The sequence below is a fragment of the Azospirillum brasilense genome (assembly GCF_003349955.1).
Taxonomy (GTDB): domain Bacteria; phylum Pseudomonadota; class Alphaproteobacteria; order Azospirillales; family Azospirillaceae; genus Azospirillum; species Azospirillum brasilense_B.
Window position 1 is genome coordinate 80,895 of the sequence record NZ_QLKQ01000005.1, and the last position, 18,743, is coordinate 99,637.

Sequence of the window (18,743 nt, forward strand, 5' to 3'; positions counted from 1 at the left end):
CACTGGGCCGGTCATTCTGCGGCCCGGTAGGCCTGTTCCCGCTCGTAGTAGTCGGGGAAGCCGACGAGGGACTTCAGCGCCTCGAAATCGGCCTGGGCCACTTGGCTCTCCCGCCCGTCCGCCACCGCGGCCAGGGCGGCGCGCATGGCGTCGATGGCCGCCGACATCAGGGTCAGCGGATAGGCGGCGAGCTTGAAGCCCAGCGCCTCCAGCTCGCGCGGCGGCAGAATCGGCGTCTGGCCGCCGCGCACCATGTTCGCCATCGCCGGCCGGTCGATCCCGGCGCAGAAGGCGGCCATCTCCGTCTCGTCGTGCGGAGCCTCCATGAAAATGATGTCGGCGCCCTCCTCCACGAAATCCTGGCAGCGCTCCAGCGCCGCGTCGAAACCGTGCATGGCGCGCGCGTCGGTCCGCGCCAGGATCAGGATGTCGTCGGAGCCCGACCGCGCGGCGTCGACGGCGGCGCGGATCTTCATGCGCGCCTCGGCCCGCCCGACGACCTGCTTGCCCTTGGTGTGGCCGCAGCGCTTTGGGCTCACCTGATCCTCGATCAGGACGGCGGCGGCTCCGGCGCGGGCGTAGTCGCGCACCGTGCGCTGCACGTTCATGGCGTTGCCGTAGCCGGTGTCGCCGTCGCCGATCACCAGCAGGCCGGGGGCCGCCTGACAGACGTTGCGGAGTTGGTCCAGCATCTCGGCGAAGGAGATCAGCCCGGTGTCCGGCATGCCCAGCCGGGTGGCCGAGACGGCGAAGCCGCTCATCAGGCTGACGCGGAAACCGGCCTGCTCGATCAGCCGGGCCGACAGCGCGTCGAAGCAGCAGGGCATCAGGTGAAGGCCGGGAGCCTCCAGCGCCGTTTTCAGGCGTTGTGCGGGTGTCGTCACCGGTTGTATCCCTCCCTCGCCGCCGCGTCCGCCGGCGGCGTCCAACAGGGCGCACCGGAAGCGGGCGATTGATTTGTTGTGCCCACGAACATAATGCGTCATTGTATACAACGCAACCCGTAAAGTTCGGGCGCCGAACAGAAGGGCAAGGGAGGTCAGCATGGCGGACAGCGCCGGGGCTCTGGCGCCCCAATGGGACAGCGGTGGCTCGAACCGCGCCGCAGACCGCGCCTACCGCTTCATCCGGGAGGGCATCCTGGCCAGCCGCTGGCCGCCCGGCGCCCATCTGCGCGAGCAGGAGCTGGCCGAGCTGACCGGAGTCAGCCGCACCCCCGTGCGCGAGGCGCTGCGCCGGCTGTCCGCCGACGGGCTGCTGCAGCTCGTCCCCAACCTCGGCGCCAAGGTGAACGCCTGGACGATCCAGGATCTCGACGAGATTTTCGGACTGCGCGCGACTTTGGAAAGCCAGGTGGCCGGTCTCGCGGCCAGCCGCGCCGAGCCCCAGCACCTGGCGGAGCTGGGGGCGCTGTGCGACGCGATGGAGGCGGTGGTGGGGGACGGCGGCGCGGTGGATTTCTCGCGCATCACGCCTCTGAACGACCGCTTTCACGGCCTGCTGATCGACATCGCCGGGGATCGGCGGCTGGGCCAGATGATCCGGCAGGTGGTGGAGATGCCGCTGGTTCTGCGGACCTTCGCCCGCTACAGCCGGCGCGACCTCGCCCGCAGCATGAACCACCACCGCGAGATCGTCGAAGCCCTGACCGCCCGCGACGGCGAATGGGCGTCGTCTGTGATGCGCGCGCATGTGCGCGCCGGGCGGGCGGTCTTCACGGTTCCGAAAACAGAGTGAGGGTCATTGTATACAACGATGGCGCGCCGATATGGGCAGGTGGATCGCCCTGATCGGCGCAGCACAAAGGTCCCGGCGCCCTCAAGGGACGCCGGGACAAAGGTCGGGACGCTACCGATGGGACCCGGTCAGGCGACCAGGAAGCCGGCGCCGACCGGATCGTTGCGGTCGATGACCCAGCGGGCGGTGCCGAGGATGCTGGCCGTGCCCTTGACGGTCGGGCGCACGGCGCGCACGCCGTTCAGGCGGGTCTCGCCGAGCAGGCTGCCCTCGAAGGTGCCGGTGCCGAGCAGGCCTTCGGAGCGGATGGTGTCGCCGATCGCCATCTTCCCGCGCGCCTCGAACATCGCCATCATCGCGCTGGTGCCGGTGCCGCCCGGCGAGCGGTCGAGCTGGCCGGCGCTGAAGACGTGGACGTTCTTGTAGAAGGCGCCCTCGATGGTCGGCTCGTGCCAGAAGGTCACGAAGTTGAAGTTGTTGATGTGCGCCGACGCCGGGTGCTGGATCGCCACCTTCTGGCGGAGCTGCTCGCGCGCCAGGATGCCGTAATGCGACAGGGCGGTGCCGTTCTCCGCCCCGATGCGCAGCGACGTGCCGGTCAGGTCGATGATGCCGAAGTAGTTGCCGCCCCACACGATGTCGGCCTTCAGCGGGCCGATCTCCGGCAGCTCGAATTCCACGTCCTGCGCGGCGACGTAGGCCGGAACGTTCTCGAACTTCGTCCACAGCACCCGGTCGCCCTCATGGGCCACCTCGGCGACGACGAGGCCGGCGGTGGTCTCGAAGCGGATGGTGGTGCGCCCGTTCTCGCCGCGGCGGACAAGGCCGTTGGCGACCATCGCCATGGCGACGGCGATCGTGCCGTGACCGCACATGTGCGAATACTGGGTGCCGTCGATATAGATCAGGCCGGCGTCGTAGTCCGGGCCGGACGGCGGGGTCAGGAAGACGCCGAACATGTCCTTGTGGCCGCGCGGCTCGCGCATCAGGGCTTCGCGCAGCCAGTCGTAATGGGTCTCCAGGAACTGGCGCTTCTCCAGGATGCTGGAACCGGCCGGATAGGGGATGCCGCTGTGGATGATGCAGAGCGGCTCGCCCTCGGTGTGGGTGTACAGGACATCGAATGCGTCTTGCATGCGCATGGAAGGACCCTTTCGTGGATCGATTCAGTGTTGGATCGGGGGATGAAGCGGGGGGTGCCGGGACCGGCGGTCAGCGCCGGTCCGACAGAAGGTGAAGCCCGACGGTGAGGTCGAGGATGATGATCGCCAGGGCCGCCACGCCGATGGTGATGGAGGACACCGCGGCGATGACCGGGTCGATCGTGTACTGGACGTAGTTGAAGAGCTTGACCGGGATGGTCGTCATCTCCGCCGTGGTGTTGAAGATGCTCAGCTCGACGTTGATCCAGGAGGAGATGAAGGCGAAGATCGCGCCGCTCGCCAGTCCGCTGCGGATCTGCGGCAGCGTGACGAGGAAGAAGGTCTCCATCGGGCGGGCGCCCAGGTCGGCGGAGGCCTCCTCCAGCGCCCGCTGCTCCGGCGTCAGCTGCGGCAGGACGGAGCGCAGGACGAAGGGCATGATGATGACGATGTGCCCGACCAGCAGCGCCGTGAAGCTGCGCATCAGCCCCAGCGCCGCGCAGTATTGCAGCAGGGCGGCGCCCAGCACGACGTGCGGCAGGACCAGCGGCGACATCAGCAGCGACAGCAGGAACTTCTTGCCCGGAAACTCGCAGCGGGCGATGGCCAGCGCCGCCGGAACGCCGAGCAGCAGGGCCGCCGCCGTGGCGACCAGGGCCAGCAGCGTGCTGGTGCCGAAGGCCGCCAGATAGGAGCTGTCACCGAGCATCCGCCCGTACCAGGCGAGCGTCAGCCCCTGCGGCGGGAAGGCGAGGTAGCTGGTGGCGGTGAAGGAGGAACCAACGATGACCAGGAGCGGCAGGATCAGGTAGGCCATGACCGACCAGGACACCACCCGCAGAAGAAGCCGGGTGATCATTGGGCTTTCCTCCCCGTTGCGCCGGCGTTGCCGATCCAACCGGCCAGACCGACCAGGACCAGCGTCATGACCAGCAGCGTCATGCTGAGCGCGCCACCGTAGTTCACGTCGAAGACCGTGCTGTATTGCTGGAAGATCAGCATGGGGAAGACCGTGATCTTGCCGCCGCTGAGCAGGGCCGGCGTGACGTAGGCGCTGACCGCCAGGGTGAAGACCATGACGATCCCCGACATCAGCCCCGGCAGGCAGAGCGGAAAGGTGACCGTCCGGAAGGTGTCGAAGGGCGTGGCGCCGAGGTCGGAGGAGGCGTCTTCCAGCGCCGGGTCCACCGCGGCCAGCGCGTTGCCGACGGCCAGCACGATGAAGGGCAGCAGGATGTAGACCAGCCCGATCACGATGCCCAGCTCGGTGCCGAGGAAGCGCATCGGGCGGTCCAGGATGCCGACCCCGACCAGCGCGTCGTTGACGAGGCCGTTGCGCCCCAGCAGCACCATCCAGCCGAAGGAGCGGACGATGTTGCTGGTGAACAGCGGCAGCACGAGCAGGATGACGCAGGTCCGCCGCAACGCCGCCGACTTGACCACCCGCACCAGATAATAGGCCAGCGGGTAGCCGAGCAGCGCGCAGGCCACCGTGGTCAGCCCGGCGATGCGGAAGGTCGCCGCCAGCACGTCCCAGTGATACTGGTCGAGCAGCACCCGCGCGTAGTTGCCCAGCGACGGCACGCCGCCGGCCATCAGGCTGGACGACACGACCACGATCATCGGAACGGCGAAGAAGGCGATGAAGAAGGCGACCGGGGCCGCCAGCAGGGGCAAGGCTCGGTTCATGGCGGCGCTCATGGTCGTGCTCATGGTCCGGACCGGTGGGTGGCCGGCTCGGCGATGATGTGGACGTGTCCCGGATGGAAGCCGACGAAGACCGGCGCCCCCGGATTCAGCCCCTCCCCCGCCATGCCCAGCCGGCGGCTGGCCAGAAGATGCTCGCCGACGCGCACCGTCACGACGGTCTGCCCGCCGGTGTCGATGACGTCCTCGACGAAGCCCTGGTCGGTGATCAGGCCCGGCGCCTCCGGCTCCTTCAGCAACTCAACATGCTCGGGCCGCAGCACCGCGGTGTAGCGCTGCCGCGTGTCGGCGCCGAGATGGGGCAGCAGCGCCGACCCCACCGCCAGCCGCACTCCGGCGTCGCCCTCCGCCGTTCCCGGCAGCAGGTTGGCCTCGCCGATGAAGTCGGCGACGAAGCGGCTGGCCGGGCGGGTGTAGATGGCCCGGCCGTCACCGACCTGCTCGATCACGCCGCGGTTCATGACGACGATGCGGTTCGCCATGCTCATCGCCTCCTCCTGGTCGTGGGTCACGAACACGAAGGCGATGCCGAGCTTCTCCTGGAGGTGCTTCAGCTCGATCTGCATCCGCTTGCGCAGCTTCAGGTCGAGCGCGCTCAGCGGCTCGTCGAGCAGGAGGAGCTTCGGGCGGTTGACGAAGGCCCGCGCCAGGGCGACGCGCTGCTGCTGGCCGCCCGACAGCTCCCGCGGGTGGCGCCCCGCCGCGGAGTCCAGCCCGACCAGTTCCAGCGCCTCGCGGGCGCGCTCCAGCGCCTCGCCCCGCGGCACCCCGTGACGGCGCGGCCCGTAGGCCACGTTGTCGAGGATGCTCAGATGCGGGAACAGGGCGTAGTGCTGGAACACCGTGTTCAGCGGGCGCCGGTGCGGCGGCAGCCGCGTGACGTCCTCACCACCGATCCGGATGGTGCCGGAATCGGGGGAGAGGAAGCCGGCGATGCAGCGCAGCAGGGTCGTCTTGCCGCAGCCGCTCGGCCCCAGCAGGGCGACGAACTCACCATGGGCCACATCCAGCGACACGTCCCTCAGCGCATGGTATGTGCCGAAATGCTTGTCGACGGAGCGGATGGAGAGCAGAGCGTCAGGCTTGGCCGTCGCTGGCATGGGCATCGCGGGCATGGAAGACCTCCCCGGCTGGCTGCGGTTCACTGGCGGGCGAGTTCGCGGTTCCAGGCGTCGGTGATCGCCGCGCGGTCGCGGTTGATGTCCGCCCAGTTGAAGAGCTTGAGGTTCTTGACCGACCCGCCGACGCCCCAGGGCAGCTTGCGCTCGACATCCGACGACACCGACACGCCCTGCACCGCCGGGCCGAGATAGAGCTTCTCCGCCAGACAGGCCGAGGCTTCCGGGGTCAGGGCGGTGTCGATGAAGCGCTGGGCGTCGGCCTTGTGCGGGGCGTTCTTCACCAGATGCAGGCGGGCGTCGGTGGCCCAGACGCCTTCCTTCGGAACGACGAAGCCGATGGGCAGGCCCTTGTCGGCCAGATCCCAGGCGCCGACGTTGAAATGCGCGCCGATGATCGCCTCGCCGCTCTGATAGGCGTTGCTCGCCGCCCCCGAGCTGTCGAAGTAGAGCGCGGTCTTCAGCGTCTTCAGCTTTTCGAAGGTCTTGGACAGGTCGCCCGGCGGGTTGCCCCACATGCGGTTCAGGAACATGACGAAGGGCACGCCGGAGGAGTTGGCCGGCGACGGGATCGTCACCGTGTCCGCGAACTCCGGCTTCCACAGATCGTTCCACGAGGTCGGCGGAGTCTTGATCTCCTTGGTGTTGTAGGTCAGGCCAAGCGAGTAGTAGCCCGAGCCGGCGGCGAAGATCGACCCGTCCGCCTTGTAGATAGCCTCCGGCAGCGCCTTCGCCAGGTTCGGCACGCCCGTCGGGTCGATGGCGTCCAGCACGCCCGCCGCCTGCGCCATCTCGCTGATGCCGCCGTCCATGTAGGCGACGTCGAGCGTCGGCGCGTCCTTCTGCTGCTGCAGCTTGGCGAAGGTCACGGTCGAGGTGCCGATCTCCGGCACGACGCGGACGCCGGTCGCCTTGGTGAAGGGCTCCGCGACGCAGGTGCGGAAGGCCTCGCCCCAGTTGCCGCCGTACCAGGCGACGCGGATTTCGCCCTGGGCCGCGGCCGGCAGGGCGTACAGGGAGACCCCGGCCGCCAGGACGGCGGACAGGGCGGCAAAGCGTGAAACGGTGCGGGTGGCGGCGCGCGTACGGGTCATGACCGGTTCCTTCGTGGTGTCGGTCCAGCGGGCGTCAGAGCCGTGGTTCGTTCGAAAGCTAATTGTTCCGACGTATTTTCCGATAGAAGAATGCTGCCGAATCCTTGAATATTTCCGACATGCCGACGCCCAGACCCGACACGCCGGACGCCCCCGAGCGCGACGCCCCGTCCCCCGCCGACCCCCGGTTGCGCATCGGCTTCGTGCTGCTCGACCAGTTCACGCTGACCGCCTTCTCCGGGTTGATCGACGCGCTCCGGCTCGCCGCCGACCCCGGAGGGCGCAGCCGGCAGATCGACGCGAGCTGGACGGTGATGAGCGTCGGCGGGCAGCCGCGCCGGTCGAGCTGCGGCGTGCTGGTGACGCCCAACAGCGACCTGCTCGCCCCGGCGCCCTTCGACTATGTGGCGGTGTGCGGCGGCAACGACTACCGGAACGAGGTGCCGGGGCCGGTGACCGCCTATCTGCGCGCGGTGGCGGCGCAGCGGGTGCGGCTCCTCGGCATCTGCACCGGCACCTTCGCCATCGCGCGCGCCGGCCTCGTCGGGACGCGCCGCGTCTGCGTCCACTGGAACGTGCTGGACACCTTCCGCGAGCGCTTCCCGACCGCCAACGCCTCGGTGGACCATCTCTTCATCGACGAGGGCGACCTGATCACCTGCGCCGGATCGACGGCAGCCATCGACCTCGGCCTCTATCTCGTCGGGCGGCACTGCGGCGGGCAGAAGGCGCGGCAGGCCGTCCGTCACATGATGCTCCAGGACATCCGCCCCGGCGCGCTGCCGCAGGCGCATTTCTACGCGAACCTCGACGGCGTGACCGACGCCCGCGTCCGTCAGGCGACGCATTTCATCGAGCAGCGTCTGGACTCCCCGCCCTCGGTCGAGGCCATCGCCCGCTATGTCGGGGTCAGCGCCCGGCAGCTCGAACGGTCCTTCCAGGCGGCGCTGGGCATCTCGCCGTCGGCCTTCCAGCGCCGGTTGCGGCTGGATTACGGGCGCTGGCTGCTGGAGCACACGCGCCGGGCGATCACCGAGATCGCCTTCGACTGCGGCTTCGCCGACGCCGCCCATTTCTCGCGCGACTTCAAGACCCAGTTCGGCGAGATGCCCAGCCGGGCGCGCAAGGGCAAGGGCGCGGCGGAAAGCCCCCCTCCCCCCGTGGAAGAGCCGTCGCCCCTCTGACGCGGGGGAGCCAACCACGGACAGACCCGATCAGGACGCCGCCCGCCCGGCCTGCGCCGACACCGAATTAGCCACTTGCAAAATCATGCAGTAAGCGCTAACTTAGTTTTGGTAAGACGCTGCGCTCAGCCACGACGCGGCGCGACCTGATGAAGGAGAATGCGTATGGCCATTGCTGCTGAAAACATCGCGCTCGGCGTTTGCGACGTGACCTTTGCGACGCTCGACCTGGGCGCCACCAAGGGCGGCGTCGAGGTGGCGATCGAAACCTCGACCTACGAGGTGACCGCCGACCAGACCGGCGAGACGCCGATCAAGGAGGTCATCACCGGCACCACGGTCACCGTCACGGTGCCGATGCTGGAAACCAACCTGACCAAGCTGCTCGACGTCATGCCGCAGGCCATCGGCATCGGCGCGCCGGGCTCGGAAGTCGGCATCGAGATCCGCTCGGGCGTCAACACCGACCTGCTCGAAGTCGCCGGCGAGCTGAAGCTGCACCCGACCGGCCTGCCGGCGTCCGACACCGCCCAGGACTTCATCGCCTTCAAGGCGGCGCCGGTGCCCAACTTCACCTTCCGCTACGCGACCGGCGAGGAGCGTGTCTACGAGGTGACCTTCAAATGTTACCCGGACACCACCGCCAACAACAAGATCGCGGCCTTCGGCAAGCCGACCGCGGCCTGACGATCCGGCGCCCGGCTTCATGCCGGGCGTCCGACCCACGCCAATTCCGATCCATTCATTCCAAAGGAAGACCGCCCCCGATGACCGACATCCTCAACCTCGACGCCCTCAAGGTCACCCGTCTGGTCGTCCTCGACGGCCGGGAGCGCACGCTGCGCTCGATGACCGTGGAGCAGTTCATCGAGGCCGACGATTTCGACGCCAGGCTCGCCGACGCCACGGGCAAGGAGAAGCTGACGCTGCTGATCGGCAAGCTGCTGGAGTTCCTCGACGGCACCACCCACGCCGATCTGCTCAAGCTCGACATGACGCAGCTGATGGCGCTGCTGGCCTTCGCCCGCGGCTCCGACCTCTCCAAGCTGACCGACGCCGGCGAGACCCCGGACGGAACCGCGGTGGGAAACGCGGTGGCCGGGTCGAAGTAGTCCAGCTCGATTTTGGATTCTACTTCGCTCGGATGATGCGCTTCTACGGCATGAGCTTCGCCGCCGTGCGCCGGATGCCCATCCGGGCCTTCTGGCTCCTGAACGACATGATCGACCGGGTCCGCGCCGAGGAAGTTCTGGAGATCCTGCCGGCGCACAGCGTCGCGATGGGCGGCGAGCATGTGAAGCGGATCGTCAAAGGTCTGCACACCCGCCTCGGCCGCCCGCAGATTGTGGAGACCGTGACGATGTCCGACGAGGACATCAGGAAGGCCCGGCGCCTGTTCGGCGCGGGTGGATCTGTGTAAGCACGTACTTACTGGAAGGATTCGTCATGGCTTCGAACGCCACCACTCTGACCGTCGGGCTCGATTTCGACACCGCGTCTTTCACCAGGGACCTCAAGGCAGCGACCGCGGCCATGACAACCTTCCAGAAGGCCGCCAAGCAAACGGACGGGCTGCTGTCCAGCCTCGCGCAGGGCTTCTCCAACGCCGGGGATATGGCCAACCGGATGGTCAAGGCCAGTGGGAGGATGACCAACCTGAAGCGCAAGCTGGCGGCCGTCACCGGTTCGGCCAATGAAATGAACAGGGCACTCCACGCCGGCGCGGCACGCGCTGGAAACTACGGCAGGGCCGTCGACGACCTGCACAGAGCGGCGCTGGGAACAGGGTTGGGCCTCGATGCGCTGGCGAAGTCGTACTCCACGGTCACTTCGGCCGCCAGCTCGGCCAGCATCGCCGCGGAGGACGTGCGCCGGGCGATCGAAGGCACGATCGGGACTGGCCAGCGCATGGGCGCCAGCAACGGGGACAAGCAGCGCGTCCTCAGCGCCATCCGTCAGGTGGTCATCAAAGACACGCCGCAAATGAAGACCGCGGCCAGTCCGATCGGCAAGGCCAACACCAGCACGTTCGGTGCGGCCCCGGCTCTCGCTTCGTCCGGCAAGGACAAGCCGGGCGCGGTCGGTGGCCAAGGGAATGCGGGCTCCGCCACCGCTGGGCAGCCCGCCGCGAACGGGTCGCCTCCGTTGGGTCAGGACGATCCCGCGTATCTTAACAGCCAGACCCTTCAGAACAAGCAGATGGTTGGGGTGCTGAACACCAATCAATGGCGCAATGACAAATACCAATTCCAAAAATCAAGCGTCGACCTTGAGATGGCTCGGCTCTACTACGAATACAGCCTGGACGCCGAGCAGCGCCTGCAACTCATCCGCGCCGACGGGATCAAAAATTTCACGGAGAAATTTTCCGGCTTGATCACCGGTGTGCTGAGCGGACAAACGGGCATCGTCACCGGCGTGCGCTCGATGTTCGCAAGCATGGGCAAGTACATGCTTGATTTCTTCGCCAAGTGGGCTTCCCAGAAGCTCATGATGAAGGCGATCGACACCATCGGCGATCTTTTCGGCTTCGACTTCGGCGTCGGCTCCGGCGCAGGGAATGCCAAAGGCTCCGCGTCAGGTCCCGCCCCCGAGAGCGCCGGCTCCGGTGCATCGGGCGGCGTGCTCGGCCAAGCCAAGCCGGGTGGGGTGAGCGGACCGGCCAGCGCGGGCTCCGCCCCCGCTGGGCAGTCCGCCGCGAACGGCTCGTCTCCGTTGGGCAAGGACGATCCCGCGTATCTTCACGACCAGACGCTTCAAAACAAGCAGATGTTCGGTGTGTTGAACACCGATCAATGGCGCAATGACAAATACGAATTCCAGAAATCGGCCGTCGATCTTGAATTGAGCAAGCTCTACTACGATTACAGCCTGGACGCCGAGCAACGCCTGCAACTCCTTCGCGCCGAGGGAGCAAAGAGTTTCACCGAGCAATTCTCCGGCGTCATCACCGGCGTTCTGAGTGGGCAGATGACCCTCATCGAGGGCGCGCGCTCGATGTTCGCAAGCATGACCAAGTTTATGATCGACTTCTTCGCCAAGTGGATTTCCCAGCAACTGCTGATGAAGGCGATCACCGGCATTGGAAAGATATTCGGCTTAGGTGGATCGCCCGATCCGTTGGCAAACTGGGAATCCCAGGCACAGTCCGCTGGCGATGCGGTGATGGCGGCGTACGCTCCAACGGCGCACAGCGGCGGCGTTCTCGGATCGTCGCGTCTCGCCACCACGCTGGTCAGCCCGTCCGTCTTCGACGGTGCGCCGAAGCTCCACTCCGGCGGCTTGCTGCGCGGCGAGGTGCCGATCATCGCCAAGCGTGGCGAGGGCGTCTTCACCCCGGAGCAGATGGACAACGCTGACAATCTTCTGACGTCAGCGCTTACTTCTGGAAACACATCACCATCCATTCATCAGGAGGTCACCGTGAACGTGAGCGGTGGGGCCGGCACGAGCGAACAGAACACCGATCTGGCCGACAAGATCGGCCGGCAGGTGAAGGCGGAACTGCGCGGTCTGATGACCGAGGAGATGCGCCAGCAAATGCGTCCCGGCGGTCTGCTGCGGGGAGGCTACTGACATGGCGTTCCCCATCTTCGCTCCGGCCATCCCGCCGAGCCCCGGCACGGAAATCGCTCCGGAGGTCAGGGTGCTCGCCGCCGATTTCGGCGACGGTTACCGCCAGCGCGCCGCCGATGGCCTGAACAGCGTCCGCGACACCTTCGCCTTCGCCTGGGAGGCCCTGCCGGCCGCCGACGCCGACGCCATCGTCGCCTTCCTCAAGGCGCGCCTCGGCGCCGAGGCGTTCCTCTACACGCCGCCCGGCGAGAGCGCGCCGCGCAAGTTCACCTGCACGAAGTGGGCGCGCAAGCGCGTGCGCTTCTCCTACCACCAGATCACCGCCACCTTCGTCGAGGTTTTCGACCTATGACCACGGCGACCACCCCCCGCAGCGCCGCCCAGGCGAAGATCGCCAGCGAGGCGCAGAAGGCGGCGACCAGCCCCTACGTCGTGCTCTACCAGCTCGACGCCCGCGTCCTCGGCGGCGACGTCTACTGCTTCACGCAGTCGACCCGGGAATCGGCGCCGATCACCTACGGCGGCGTCGAGTACACCCCGATCGATCTGGAGGCCGACGGCTTCGAATGGACCGGCGCCGGCACGCTGCCGACGCCGCGCGTCCGCATCGCCAACGCCAACCGCGCGATGAGCGCGCTCGTCGGCACCTACGACGACCTGCTCGGCGCCACGCTGACGCGCATCCGCACCTTCCGGCGCTTTCTCGACGGCGAACCCGACGCCGATCCCGGCGCCCATTTCCCGCTCGACATCTACCGCGTCGAGCGCAAGGTCGCGCTGACCAAGACGCACATCGAGTGGGAGCTGTCGGCGGCGATGGACCAGGAGGGCAAGATGCTCCCCGGCCGGCAGGTGCTGCGCGACGCCTGCACGCACACCTACCGGCGCTGGACCGGCGCCGGCTTCGACTATTCCCAGGCCACCTGCCCCTACACCGGCTCCGCCTGTTTCAAGGCCAGCGGCGATCCCACCGGCAACAGCGCCGAGGACGACTGCGGGCGCAAGGATTCCGACTGCAAGAAGCGCTTCGGCGAGTCCGCGGTGCTGCCCACGCGCGCCTTCCCCGGCGTCGCCCGAGTGAGGATCTGATCCCATGTTCACGCCCGATGCCGTCGCGGCCATGCAGGCCCACGCCATCGCCGCCTTCCCCGAGGAAAGCTGCGGCATGGTGGTCGACAACGCTTACAAGCCGCTCGCCAACACGCACCCCGACCCGACCCGCCACTTCCACATCGCCGACGCCGATTACCTGACCCACGCGGACGGGCTTCAGGCGGTGGTCCACTCCCACCCGATGGGGCCGCTGCACCCGTCGGGCGACGACATGCGCGGCCAACTGGCGACCGGCGTGCCGTGGGCGATCATCCCCACCGACGGCGAGGCCGCCGGCGCCCCGATCGTCTGGGGCGCCGGTGCGCCGGTGCCGCCGCTGATCGGCCGGCCCTTCGTGCACGGCGTCACCGACTGCTACGCGCTGTGCCGCGATTATTACCGCGACACCCTGGGCATCGCCGTGGCCGATCAGGCGCGCGACGACGAATGGTGGGACCACGGCGAGAATCTCTACCTCGACGGCTTCCAGGAACGCGGCTTCGTCACCGTCGACCGCGCCATGATGCGCCCCGACGACGTGGTGCTGATGGCCATCCGCTCCAAGGTGCCCAACCACGCCGGCATCGTCATGCCGAACGGTCTGATTCTGCACCATCTGCAAAAGCGCCTGTCGCGCCGCGAGCCGCTCGGCCCATGGATGCGCTTTGTGACGCATGTCCTTCGTCACGGGAGTGTCACGCCATGATGCGCCGCGTCCATCTCTACGGCGCGCTGCGCAAGGAGTTCGGCAAGGGCTTCACGCTCGACGTGGACTCGGTGGCCGAGGCCGCCCGCGCGCTCGAAGCCAACTTCCCCGGCCGCTTCTTCAAGGCCCTGCGCGACGGCGCGTTCAAGCTGGTGCGCGGCGACAAGCGCAGCGGCCTGGTGCTGAACGAGCAGGAGTTGACCTTCCGGCTCGGCAGCGGTGACCTGCACATCATCCCGGTGCCGAAGGGGGCGGCGGCCAGCCAGAAATCCAAGGGCGGCGCCAAGGCGGTGATCGGCGTCGCCATCATGGCGGTGGCGATCATCGCCGCCCCGGTGAGCGGCGGCGGGTCGATGGCCGCTTGGAGCACCGCACTGAGTCAGACGGCCTTCGCTGGTATCACCTACGGCAGCATCGCCATGTTCGGCCTGTCGCTGGCGCTGTCCGGCGTCTCGATGATGCTCAGCCCGCAGGCCAAAATGGGCGACCTGGAGAGCGTCGAGAACCGCAAGTCGTTCCTCTTCAACGGGCCGGTCAATTCCATCGAGCAGGGCGGCCCGGTGCCGCTCATTTACGGCCGCCTGCGCGTGGGCTCGACCGTCGTCTCCGCCGGCATGGCCCCGGAACAGATCATGTCCGGCGGTCCCACCGGTGGCAACGGGTCGGAGATGACCACGGTGGTGCTGGCCGGGTCGCTGTGGATCGTCACAACGACGTACCCTGACATCAGTCACTTCCATGTCGGCACGGTCCGGGGCGGCACGCTGCATCTGGCCGACCACACGCCGGTCGAGGCCGACAGCCTGCTCACCGTCGCCCAGGTGGCCGGCGGCCTGCGCTTCATCCCCGACAGCGACGAATTCACCCGCGGCGTCTTCACGATCCAGGCGGCGCGCCGGGTCGGCAACGACTACAACTTCGTCGGCGCCCTCGTCGAGACCGAGGCCGGCGGCGAGGCCGACCCCTGGGGAGGCTCCGGCTTCAATCGCACCGTCGCCGATGGCGGCATCTCGGGTTCGGGCGGCGGCAAGGGCGGCGGCGGTTCCGGCGGCGCGCGTGAGGACGCCGACAGCCTGCAGTCGCGCTCGACCGCGCGCGTCGTCGACCTGATCGGCGAGGGCGAATTGGAGGAACTGCCCGTTGGCAACTCCAAGGGCGTCTACTTCGATGGAACGCCGCTCGAAAACGCCGACGGCACGCTGAATTTCAAGGGCGTGAACTGGGAAAGCCGGGTCGGTCTGCCGAGCCAGGACCACATCGCCGGCTTCGCCGCCGCCGAGAACGAGGTCGCCGTCTCCACCCGCGTGCGCGCCGACACGCCGGTGATCCGCACCATCACCGACACCGACGCGCTGCGCGTCACGCTGCGCTTCCCGATGATGACCCAGCAGGACGCCGACGACGGCGATCTGCACGGTTCGAAGGTGCAGATCGCCATCGACGTGCGGCCCTACGGCGGCGGCTGGCGCGAGACCGTCCTCGACACCATCGAGGGCAAGGCCACCGCCGCCTACGAGCGCGCCTACCGCATCGAGCTGCCGGAGGGCGGCGCGCCGTGGGACGTGCGGGTGCGCCGCCTCACCCCGGACAGCACCAGCGCCACCGTCCAGAACGAGAGCTGGTGGTCGAGCTACACGCAGATCGTCGACGGCAAATACAGCTACCCGGACAGCGCGCTGATCGCGCTGACGGTCGACAGCGAGCAGTTCGGCTCGTCGATCCCGGCGCGCTCCTACGACGTCAAGGGCCTGCGCGTCAGCGTGCCCGACATCTACGACCCGGAAAACCACAGCTACGCCAACGGCGGCATCTGGCAGGGCGGCTTCAAGACGGCGTGGACCGACAACCCGGCCTGGGTGCTCTACGACCTGATCACCAACACGCGCTACGGCCTGGGCCGGGTGATCGACGCCAGCCAGATCGACAAATGGAGCCTCTACCAGATCGCGCAATACTGCGATCAGCCGGTGCCCAACGGCGCCGGCGGCTGGGAGCCGCGCTTCACCTTCAACGGCATCATCCAGACCCGCGAGGATGCCTACAAGGTCATCCAGTCGATCTGTTCGGCGTTCCGCGGCATGGCCTTCTGGGCGGCCGGCCAGGTCTTCGCCAGCGCCGACATGCCGGGCGACGACAGCGTGATCGTCGCGCCGGCCAACGTCCTCGACGGCGTCTTCTCCTACGCGGGAACGGCGCTGAAGGCGCGGCACACCGTCGCCAAGGTGGCGTGGAACGATCCCGCCGACGCCTACCGCGGGGCGATCGAGGTCATCGAGAACACCCGGCTGATCGAGCGCCACGGCCACCGCGAGATCGAGGTGTCGGCGTTCGGCTGCACGAGCCGCAGCCAGGCCCGCCGTCTCGGCCTGTGGATTCTCGACAGCGAACAGCACGAGACCGAGACCGTCACCTACCGCTGCTCCTTCGACCACCTGGAGGTGACGCCGGGACAGATCATCCAGGTCGCCGACCCGGCCTACGCGCTGGTGCGCCTGGGCGGCCGGGTGGCCTCGGCGACGGTGGGCCGGGTGACGCTCGACGCCCCGGTGACGCTGGAGGCCGGACACGCCTACACGCTGTCCGTGACGCTCCCCGACGGCCGCGTCCTCGACCGCGCCGTGACCGGTGGGATCGGCGAGCATGGCGCGTTGACGCTGGTCGACCCGTTGCCGGTGGCTCCCGACGCCGGGGCGATGTGGTCGCTGTCGAGCGCCAGCCTGACCCCGCGCCGCTTCCGTGTCCGCAGCATCCGCGAGCTGGAACCCAACGTCTTCGAGGTGACGGCGCTCCTGCACGACCCGACCAAGTACGCGCGGGTCGAACAGGGTCTCAACCTGCCGGCACCGGCCTACCAGGGCGGCGTCACCCCGCTGCCGGCGCCGGCCAACCTGCGGGCGGTGGAAAGCGTCTACTGGGTCAACGGGCTGCCGCAGGCCCGCGTCTCGGTGAGCTGGACGACGAGCAACCTGCCCGAGATCGCCGGCTACCGCGCCGACGTGATGACGCCGGGCGGCCAGTGGCAGGAATGGGCGACGACGCGCGTCGGCGGCTTCGACATCGAGCCGGCGGCCGAGGGCCGCTACACCATCCGCGTCACCACGCTCGGCCACGACAACCGCCGCGCAGGCGCCGAAATCGGCCTGATCGTGCGCGGCAAGGGAACGCCGCCCGGCCAGCCGACCGGGTTGGCGGCATCCGGCGGCATCCGCCAGATCGCCCTGCGCTGGTCCAACCCGACCGACACCGACCTCGCGCACATCGAGGTGTGGGAAAGCGCGACGAACGACCTGACGACCGCGGAGAAGATCGCCGAGGTCAAGGGCAGCAACTTCATCCGCGCCGGACTCCCCGGTCTCGCGGTGCGCTACTACTGGGTGCGCGCGGCCGATCTCGGCGGCAACATCGGCGACTTCAACTCCAACCTCGGCACCGCCGGCGAGGCCCGGCCAGCCAACGTGGAGGACATGGCGCAGGCGGTGTGGGACCGCGTCAAGGACGACATCGTCCACAACGTCCCGGACATCGACTTCTCCTTCCTCGACACCCATGTCGAACGCCTGATCCAGCGTCAGGACTTCGCCTTCCTCGACGCCCGCGTCGAGGCGGTGATGGCGCGATCGGGGTTCGACAACGCGCTGGCCGAGACGCTGGCCGAGTCGGTGCGCCTCGGCTACGAACGCTTCGAGGCGTTGCAGCAGACGCGCGGCGACAGCCGCCGCCGCTTCGCCGCCGTCGACCAGCGCATCACCCAGGAGGTTTCCGACCGGCAGGCGCTCGCCGAGACGGTCACCGAGATGGGCGCCGCCTGGGAGCACAACCGGGCCATCATCACCGACCGCCTCACCGCCCAGGCCGACGACCTCGGCGCGCTCGCCGAGGAGGTGACCCTGCTCGCCGCCAAGACCGGCGAGGACATCGCGGCGGCGGCCCTGACCGAATCCCGCGCCCGCACCGACGGCGACACCGCACTGGCCGAAAAAATCAGCAGCCTGACCACAACGGTCGGCGACAACCGGGCGCTCGCCGAGGAGCGTTGGCGCACCCTTGCCGACGCCGATTCCGCCGAGGCGGCCAGCCGCACCCTCCTGGAGGGCAAGGTGGACGGCAACTGGACGAGCTTCGTCGCCGAGCAGACGGCCCGCGCCGACGCCGAACGGACGCTCGCCGAGGACATCCGGACGCTGCGAAGCGATTTCGACGGCAACGTCGTGGCGATCGGGCGCGATCTGCAAACGCTTGCGCAGGCCGACGAGGTGCAGGCCAAGGACATCACGACGCTGTTCGGCCATGTCGGCGACAACGCCGCCGCACTGGCCGAGGAGACGACGCTGCGAGTCAAGGAGGACAGCGCGCTGTCCCGGCGCGTCACCGAACAAAAGGCGCAGATCGACACCGATCTCGCGTCGCTGAACACCGAGATGCGCACCTGGGTCGACGAGAGCTCCGCCGTCGCCAACGAGTTGCGCGCGCTGACCTCGGAATTCGACGGCAACAAGGCGGCGGTGGCCGGGGAGATCAAGGCGGTTAGCGACAGCCTCTCGGCGACGGCCAGCGACGTCCGGGCGCTCGCCGCGCGGGTCGGCGACGCCGAGGCGGGCATCGCCAGCGAGAGCCGGGCGCGGGCCGATCTCGACCAGGCGTTGACCGAGACGATCACCCAGCAGCGCTCGCAGATCGACAGCAACATCGCCGGCCTGGAAACCTCGCTCAAGACCTGGGTCACCGCCGAGTCCACGGTGGCCCGCAACGTCGCGACGCTGCAAACCACGGTCAACGACAACACCACCAAGATCAGCACACAGCAGAGCAGCATCAACGGCCTGCAGGGACGCTACTCGATCACCGTGGATTCCAACGGCTACGTCTCGGGCATGGACCTGCTGTCGAACACCAACAACGGCGTGACGCGGTCCAGTTTGATCTTCCGTGTCGACGACTTCATGGTCACCAAAGCCGGCTACCCCGGCGTCACACCGTTTGTCATCACCCCCGTCGGCGGTGTCCAGAAGGTTGGCATCAACAGCGCGATCATCGGTGACGCGGTGATCGGGCGGGCGCACATCGGCGACCTGGTGGTCAACGGTCAGAAGATCGAGGACTTCGCTACCGGCAACATGAACGCCGCACGCGGAGCCAACGGCACCATCAACGTGACGATGACCACCACGGGCAAGCGGGTCATGGTGTTCAAATGCACCTATCGGCGCATCGTCACTGGCTATGGAGGCGGCGAGCAAGGGCTTGAGCAGTACAGCTACATCCCGAACGTTGGCATCGAGTTGGAACAGCCGGGACCGGGTACGCACACGTGGTCGGTAACCCAGCCGCCGAGTGAGATCGCCTGGGGCTTGTATGCCGTCGTCGCTGTAATCGAGTTGCGCAAGTAG

At 68.1% G+C, this 18,743-nt stretch carries 16 protein-coding genes; 10 read left to right on the plus strand and 6 right to left on the minus strand.

Translation table 11 applies throughout. From position 1 onward, the window contains the following. Window positions 1–11: 11 nt before the first annotated feature. The gene (locus tag DXK32_RS03675) at window positions 12–884 is read right to left on the minus strand and encodes an isocitrate lyase/PEP mutase family protein (protein ID WP_114857289.1); all 873 of its coding nucleotides are present in this window, start codon (window positions 882–884) and stop codon (window positions 12–14) included. A gap of 160 nt (window positions 885–1,044) precedes the next feature. Here DXK32_RS03675 and DXK32_RS03680 point away from each other — a divergent pair, with 160 nt between their 5' ends. After that, window positions 1,045–1,737, plus strand: coding sequence for a GntR family transcriptional regulator (locus tag DXK32_RS03680; protein WP_114857290.1), 693 nt, complete (start codon window positions 1,045–1,047; stop codon window positions 1,735–1,737). 128 nt (window positions 1,738–1,865) lie between these two features. Here the strand turns inward: DXK32_RS03680 and DXK32_RS03685 are convergent, their stop codons facing one another. The 5 genes from DXK32_RS03685 to DXK32_RS03705 all read right to left on the minus strand — a co-directional run bounded on the left by DXK32_RS03685 (window position 1,866) and on the right by DXK32_RS03705 (window position 6,798). Further along, a complete protein-coding gene (locus DXK32_RS03685) occupies window positions 1,866–2,879 on the minus strand; it encodes a proline racemase family protein (RefSeq protein ID WP_035681829.1) in 1,014 nt (337 codons plus the stop codon). 70 nt (window positions 2,880–2,949) lie between these two features. Further along, window positions 2,950–3,738 (minus strand): ABC transporter permease, encoded by a 789-nt coding sequence (locus DXK32_RS03690; RefSeq protein WP_114857291.1) that lies wholly within the window; start codon window positions 3,736–3,738, stop codon window positions 2,950–2,952. Then, window positions 3,735–4,592: an ABC transporter permease gene (locus DXK32_RS03695; RefSeq protein WP_114857292.1), complete on the minus strand. Its 858-nt coding sequence runs from the start codon at window positions 4,590–4,592 to the stop codon at window positions 3,735–3,737. Before DXK32_RS03695 ends, DXK32_RS03690 begins: the two co-directional genes overlap by 4 nt. Next, window positions 4,589–5,701, minus strand: a complete 1,113-nt coding sequence (locus DXK32_RS03700) for an ABC transporter ATP-binding protein (protein WP_247876958.1) — start codon at window positions 5,699–5,701, stop codon at window positions 4,589–4,591. The genes DXK32_RS03695 and DXK32_RS03700 overlap by 4 nt, the downstream gene beginning before the upstream one ends. A gap of 26 nt (window positions 5,702–5,727) precedes the next feature. Further along, the gene (locus DXK32_RS03705) at window positions 5,728–6,798 is read right to left on the minus strand and encodes an ABC transporter substrate-binding protein (RefSeq protein WP_114857293.1); all 1,071 of its coding nucleotides are present in this window, start codon (window positions 6,796–6,798) and stop codon (window positions 5,728–5,730) included. Window positions 6,799–6,917: 119 nt separating this feature from the next. Here DXK32_RS03705 and DXK32_RS03710 point away from each other — a divergent pair, with 119 nt between their 5' ends. From DXK32_RS03710 to gpJ, 9 genes are all read left to right on the plus strand, one after another. Then, a complete protein-coding gene (locus tag DXK32_RS03710) occupies window positions 6,918–7,982 on the plus strand; it encodes a GlxA family transcriptional regulator (protein WP_114857294.1) in 1,065 nt (354 codons plus the stop codon). A gap of 165 nt (window positions 7,983–8,147) precedes the next feature. After that, window positions 8,148–8,669 (plus strand): hypothetical protein, encoded by a 522-nt coding sequence (locus DXK32_RS03715; RefSeq protein WP_247876959.1) that lies wholly within the window; start codon window positions 8,148–8,150, stop codon window positions 8,667–8,669. A gap of 80 nt (window positions 8,670–8,749) precedes the next feature. Further along, on the plus strand, window positions 8,750–9,094 hold the full coding sequence (locus tag DXK32_RS03720) for a hypothetical protein (RefSeq protein ID WP_114857296.1): 345 nt from the start codon (window positions 8,750–8,752) through the stop codon (window positions 9,092–9,094). 32 nt (window positions 9,095–9,126) lie between these two features. Beyond that, entirely contained in the window at window positions 9,127–9,402 is a 276-nt protein-coding gene (locus DXK32_RS03725; protein WP_114857297.1) for a hypothetical protein, read from the plus strand. A 26-nt stretch (window positions 9,403–9,428) separates the two neighbouring features. Continuing rightward, entirely contained in the window at window positions 9,429–11,558 is a 2,130-nt protein-coding gene (locus tag DXK32_RS03730) for a hypothetical protein (protein WP_114857298.1), read from the plus strand. A gap of 1 nt (window position 11,559) precedes the next feature. Beyond that, on the plus strand, window positions 11,560–11,910 hold the full coding sequence (locus tag DXK32_RS03735) for a phage tail protein (protein ID WP_114857299.1): 351 nt from the start codon (window positions 11,560–11,562) through the stop codon (window positions 11,908–11,910). Beyond that, window positions 11,907–12,647 (plus strand): phage minor tail protein L, encoded by a 741-nt coding sequence (locus tag DXK32_RS03740; RefSeq protein ID WP_114857300.1) that lies wholly within the window; start codon window positions 11,907–11,909, stop codon window positions 12,645–12,647. The genes DXK32_RS03735 and DXK32_RS03740 overlap by 4 nt, the downstream gene beginning before the upstream one ends. Window positions 12,648–12,651: 4 nt before the next feature. Next, window positions 12,652–13,356, plus strand: coding sequence for a Mov34/MPN/PAD-1 family protein (locus DXK32_RS03745; protein WP_247876960.1), 705 nt, complete (start codon window positions 12,652–12,654; stop codon window positions 13,354–13,356). Beyond that, window positions 13,353–18,743 (plus strand): TipJ family phage tail tip protein, encoded by a 5,391-nt coding sequence (gene gpJ / locus DXK32_RS03750; RefSeq protein WP_114857301.1) that lies wholly within the window; start codon window positions 13,353–13,355, stop codon window positions 18,741–18,743. The genes DXK32_RS03745 and gpJ overlap by 4 nt, the downstream gene beginning before the upstream one ends.

Excerpts from the sequence above, each read along its gene's own strand:
- DXK32_RS03680 (WP_114857290.1), top strand. The coding sequence starts at position 1,045 with ATGGCGGACAGCGCCGGGGCTCTGGCGCCCCAATGGGACAGCGGTGGC.
- DXK32_RS03685 (WP_035681829.1), bottom strand. The coding sequence starts at position 2,879 with ATGCGCATGCAAGACGCATTCGATGTCCTGTACACCCACACCGAGGGC.
- DXK32_RS03690 (WP_114857291.1), bottom strand. The coding sequence starts at position 3,738 with ATGATCACCCGGCTTCTTCTGCGGGTGGTGTCCTGGTCGGTCATGGCC.
- DXK32_RS03695 (WP_114857292.1), bottom strand. The coding sequence starts at position 4,592 with ATGAGCACGACCATGAGCGCCGCCATGAACCGAGCCTTGCCCCTGCTG.
- DXK32_RS03700 (WP_247876958.1), bottom strand. The coding sequence starts at position 5,701 with ATGCCCGCGATGCCCATGCCAGCGACGGCCAAGCCTGACGCTCTGCTC.
- DXK32_RS03705 (WP_114857293.1), bottom strand. The coding sequence starts at position 6,798 with ATGACCCGTACGCGCGCCGCCACCCGCACCGTTTCACGCTTTGCCGCC.
- DXK32_RS03710 (WP_114857294.1), top strand. The coding sequence starts at position 6,918 with ATGCCGACGCCCAGACCCGACACGCCGGACGCCCCCGAGCGCGACGCC.
- DXK32_RS03715 (WP_247876959.1), top strand. The coding sequence starts at position 8,148 with ATGGCCATTGCTGCTGAAAACATCGCGCTCGGCGTTTGCGACGTGACC.
- DXK32_RS03720 (WP_114857296.1), top strand. The coding sequence starts at position 8,750 with ATGACCGACATCCTCAACCTCGACGCCCTCAAGGTCACCCGTCTGGTC.
- DXK32_RS03725 (WP_114857297.1), top strand. The coding sequence starts at position 9,127 with ATGATGCGCTTCTACGGCATGAGCTTCGCCGCCGTGCGCCGGATGCCC.
- DXK32_RS03730 (WP_114857298.1), top strand. The coding sequence starts at position 9,429 with ATGGCTTCGAACGCCACCACTCTGACCGTCGGGCTCGATTTCGACACC.
- DXK32_RS03735 (WP_114857299.1), top strand. The coding sequence starts at position 11,560 with ATGGCGTTCCCCATCTTCGCTCCGGCCATCCCGCCGAGCCCCGGCACG.
- DXK32_RS03740 (WP_114857300.1), top strand. The coding sequence starts at position 11,907 with ATGACCACGGCGACCACCCCCCGCAGCGCCGCCCAGGCGAAGATCGCC.
- DXK32_RS03745 (WP_247876960.1), top strand. The coding sequence starts at position 12,652 with ATGTTCACGCCCGATGCCGTCGCGGCCATGCAGGCCCACGCCATCGCC.
- gpJ (WP_114857301.1), top strand. The coding sequence starts at position 13,353 with ATGATGCGCCGCGTCCATCTCTACGGCGCGCTGCGCAAGGAGTTCGGC.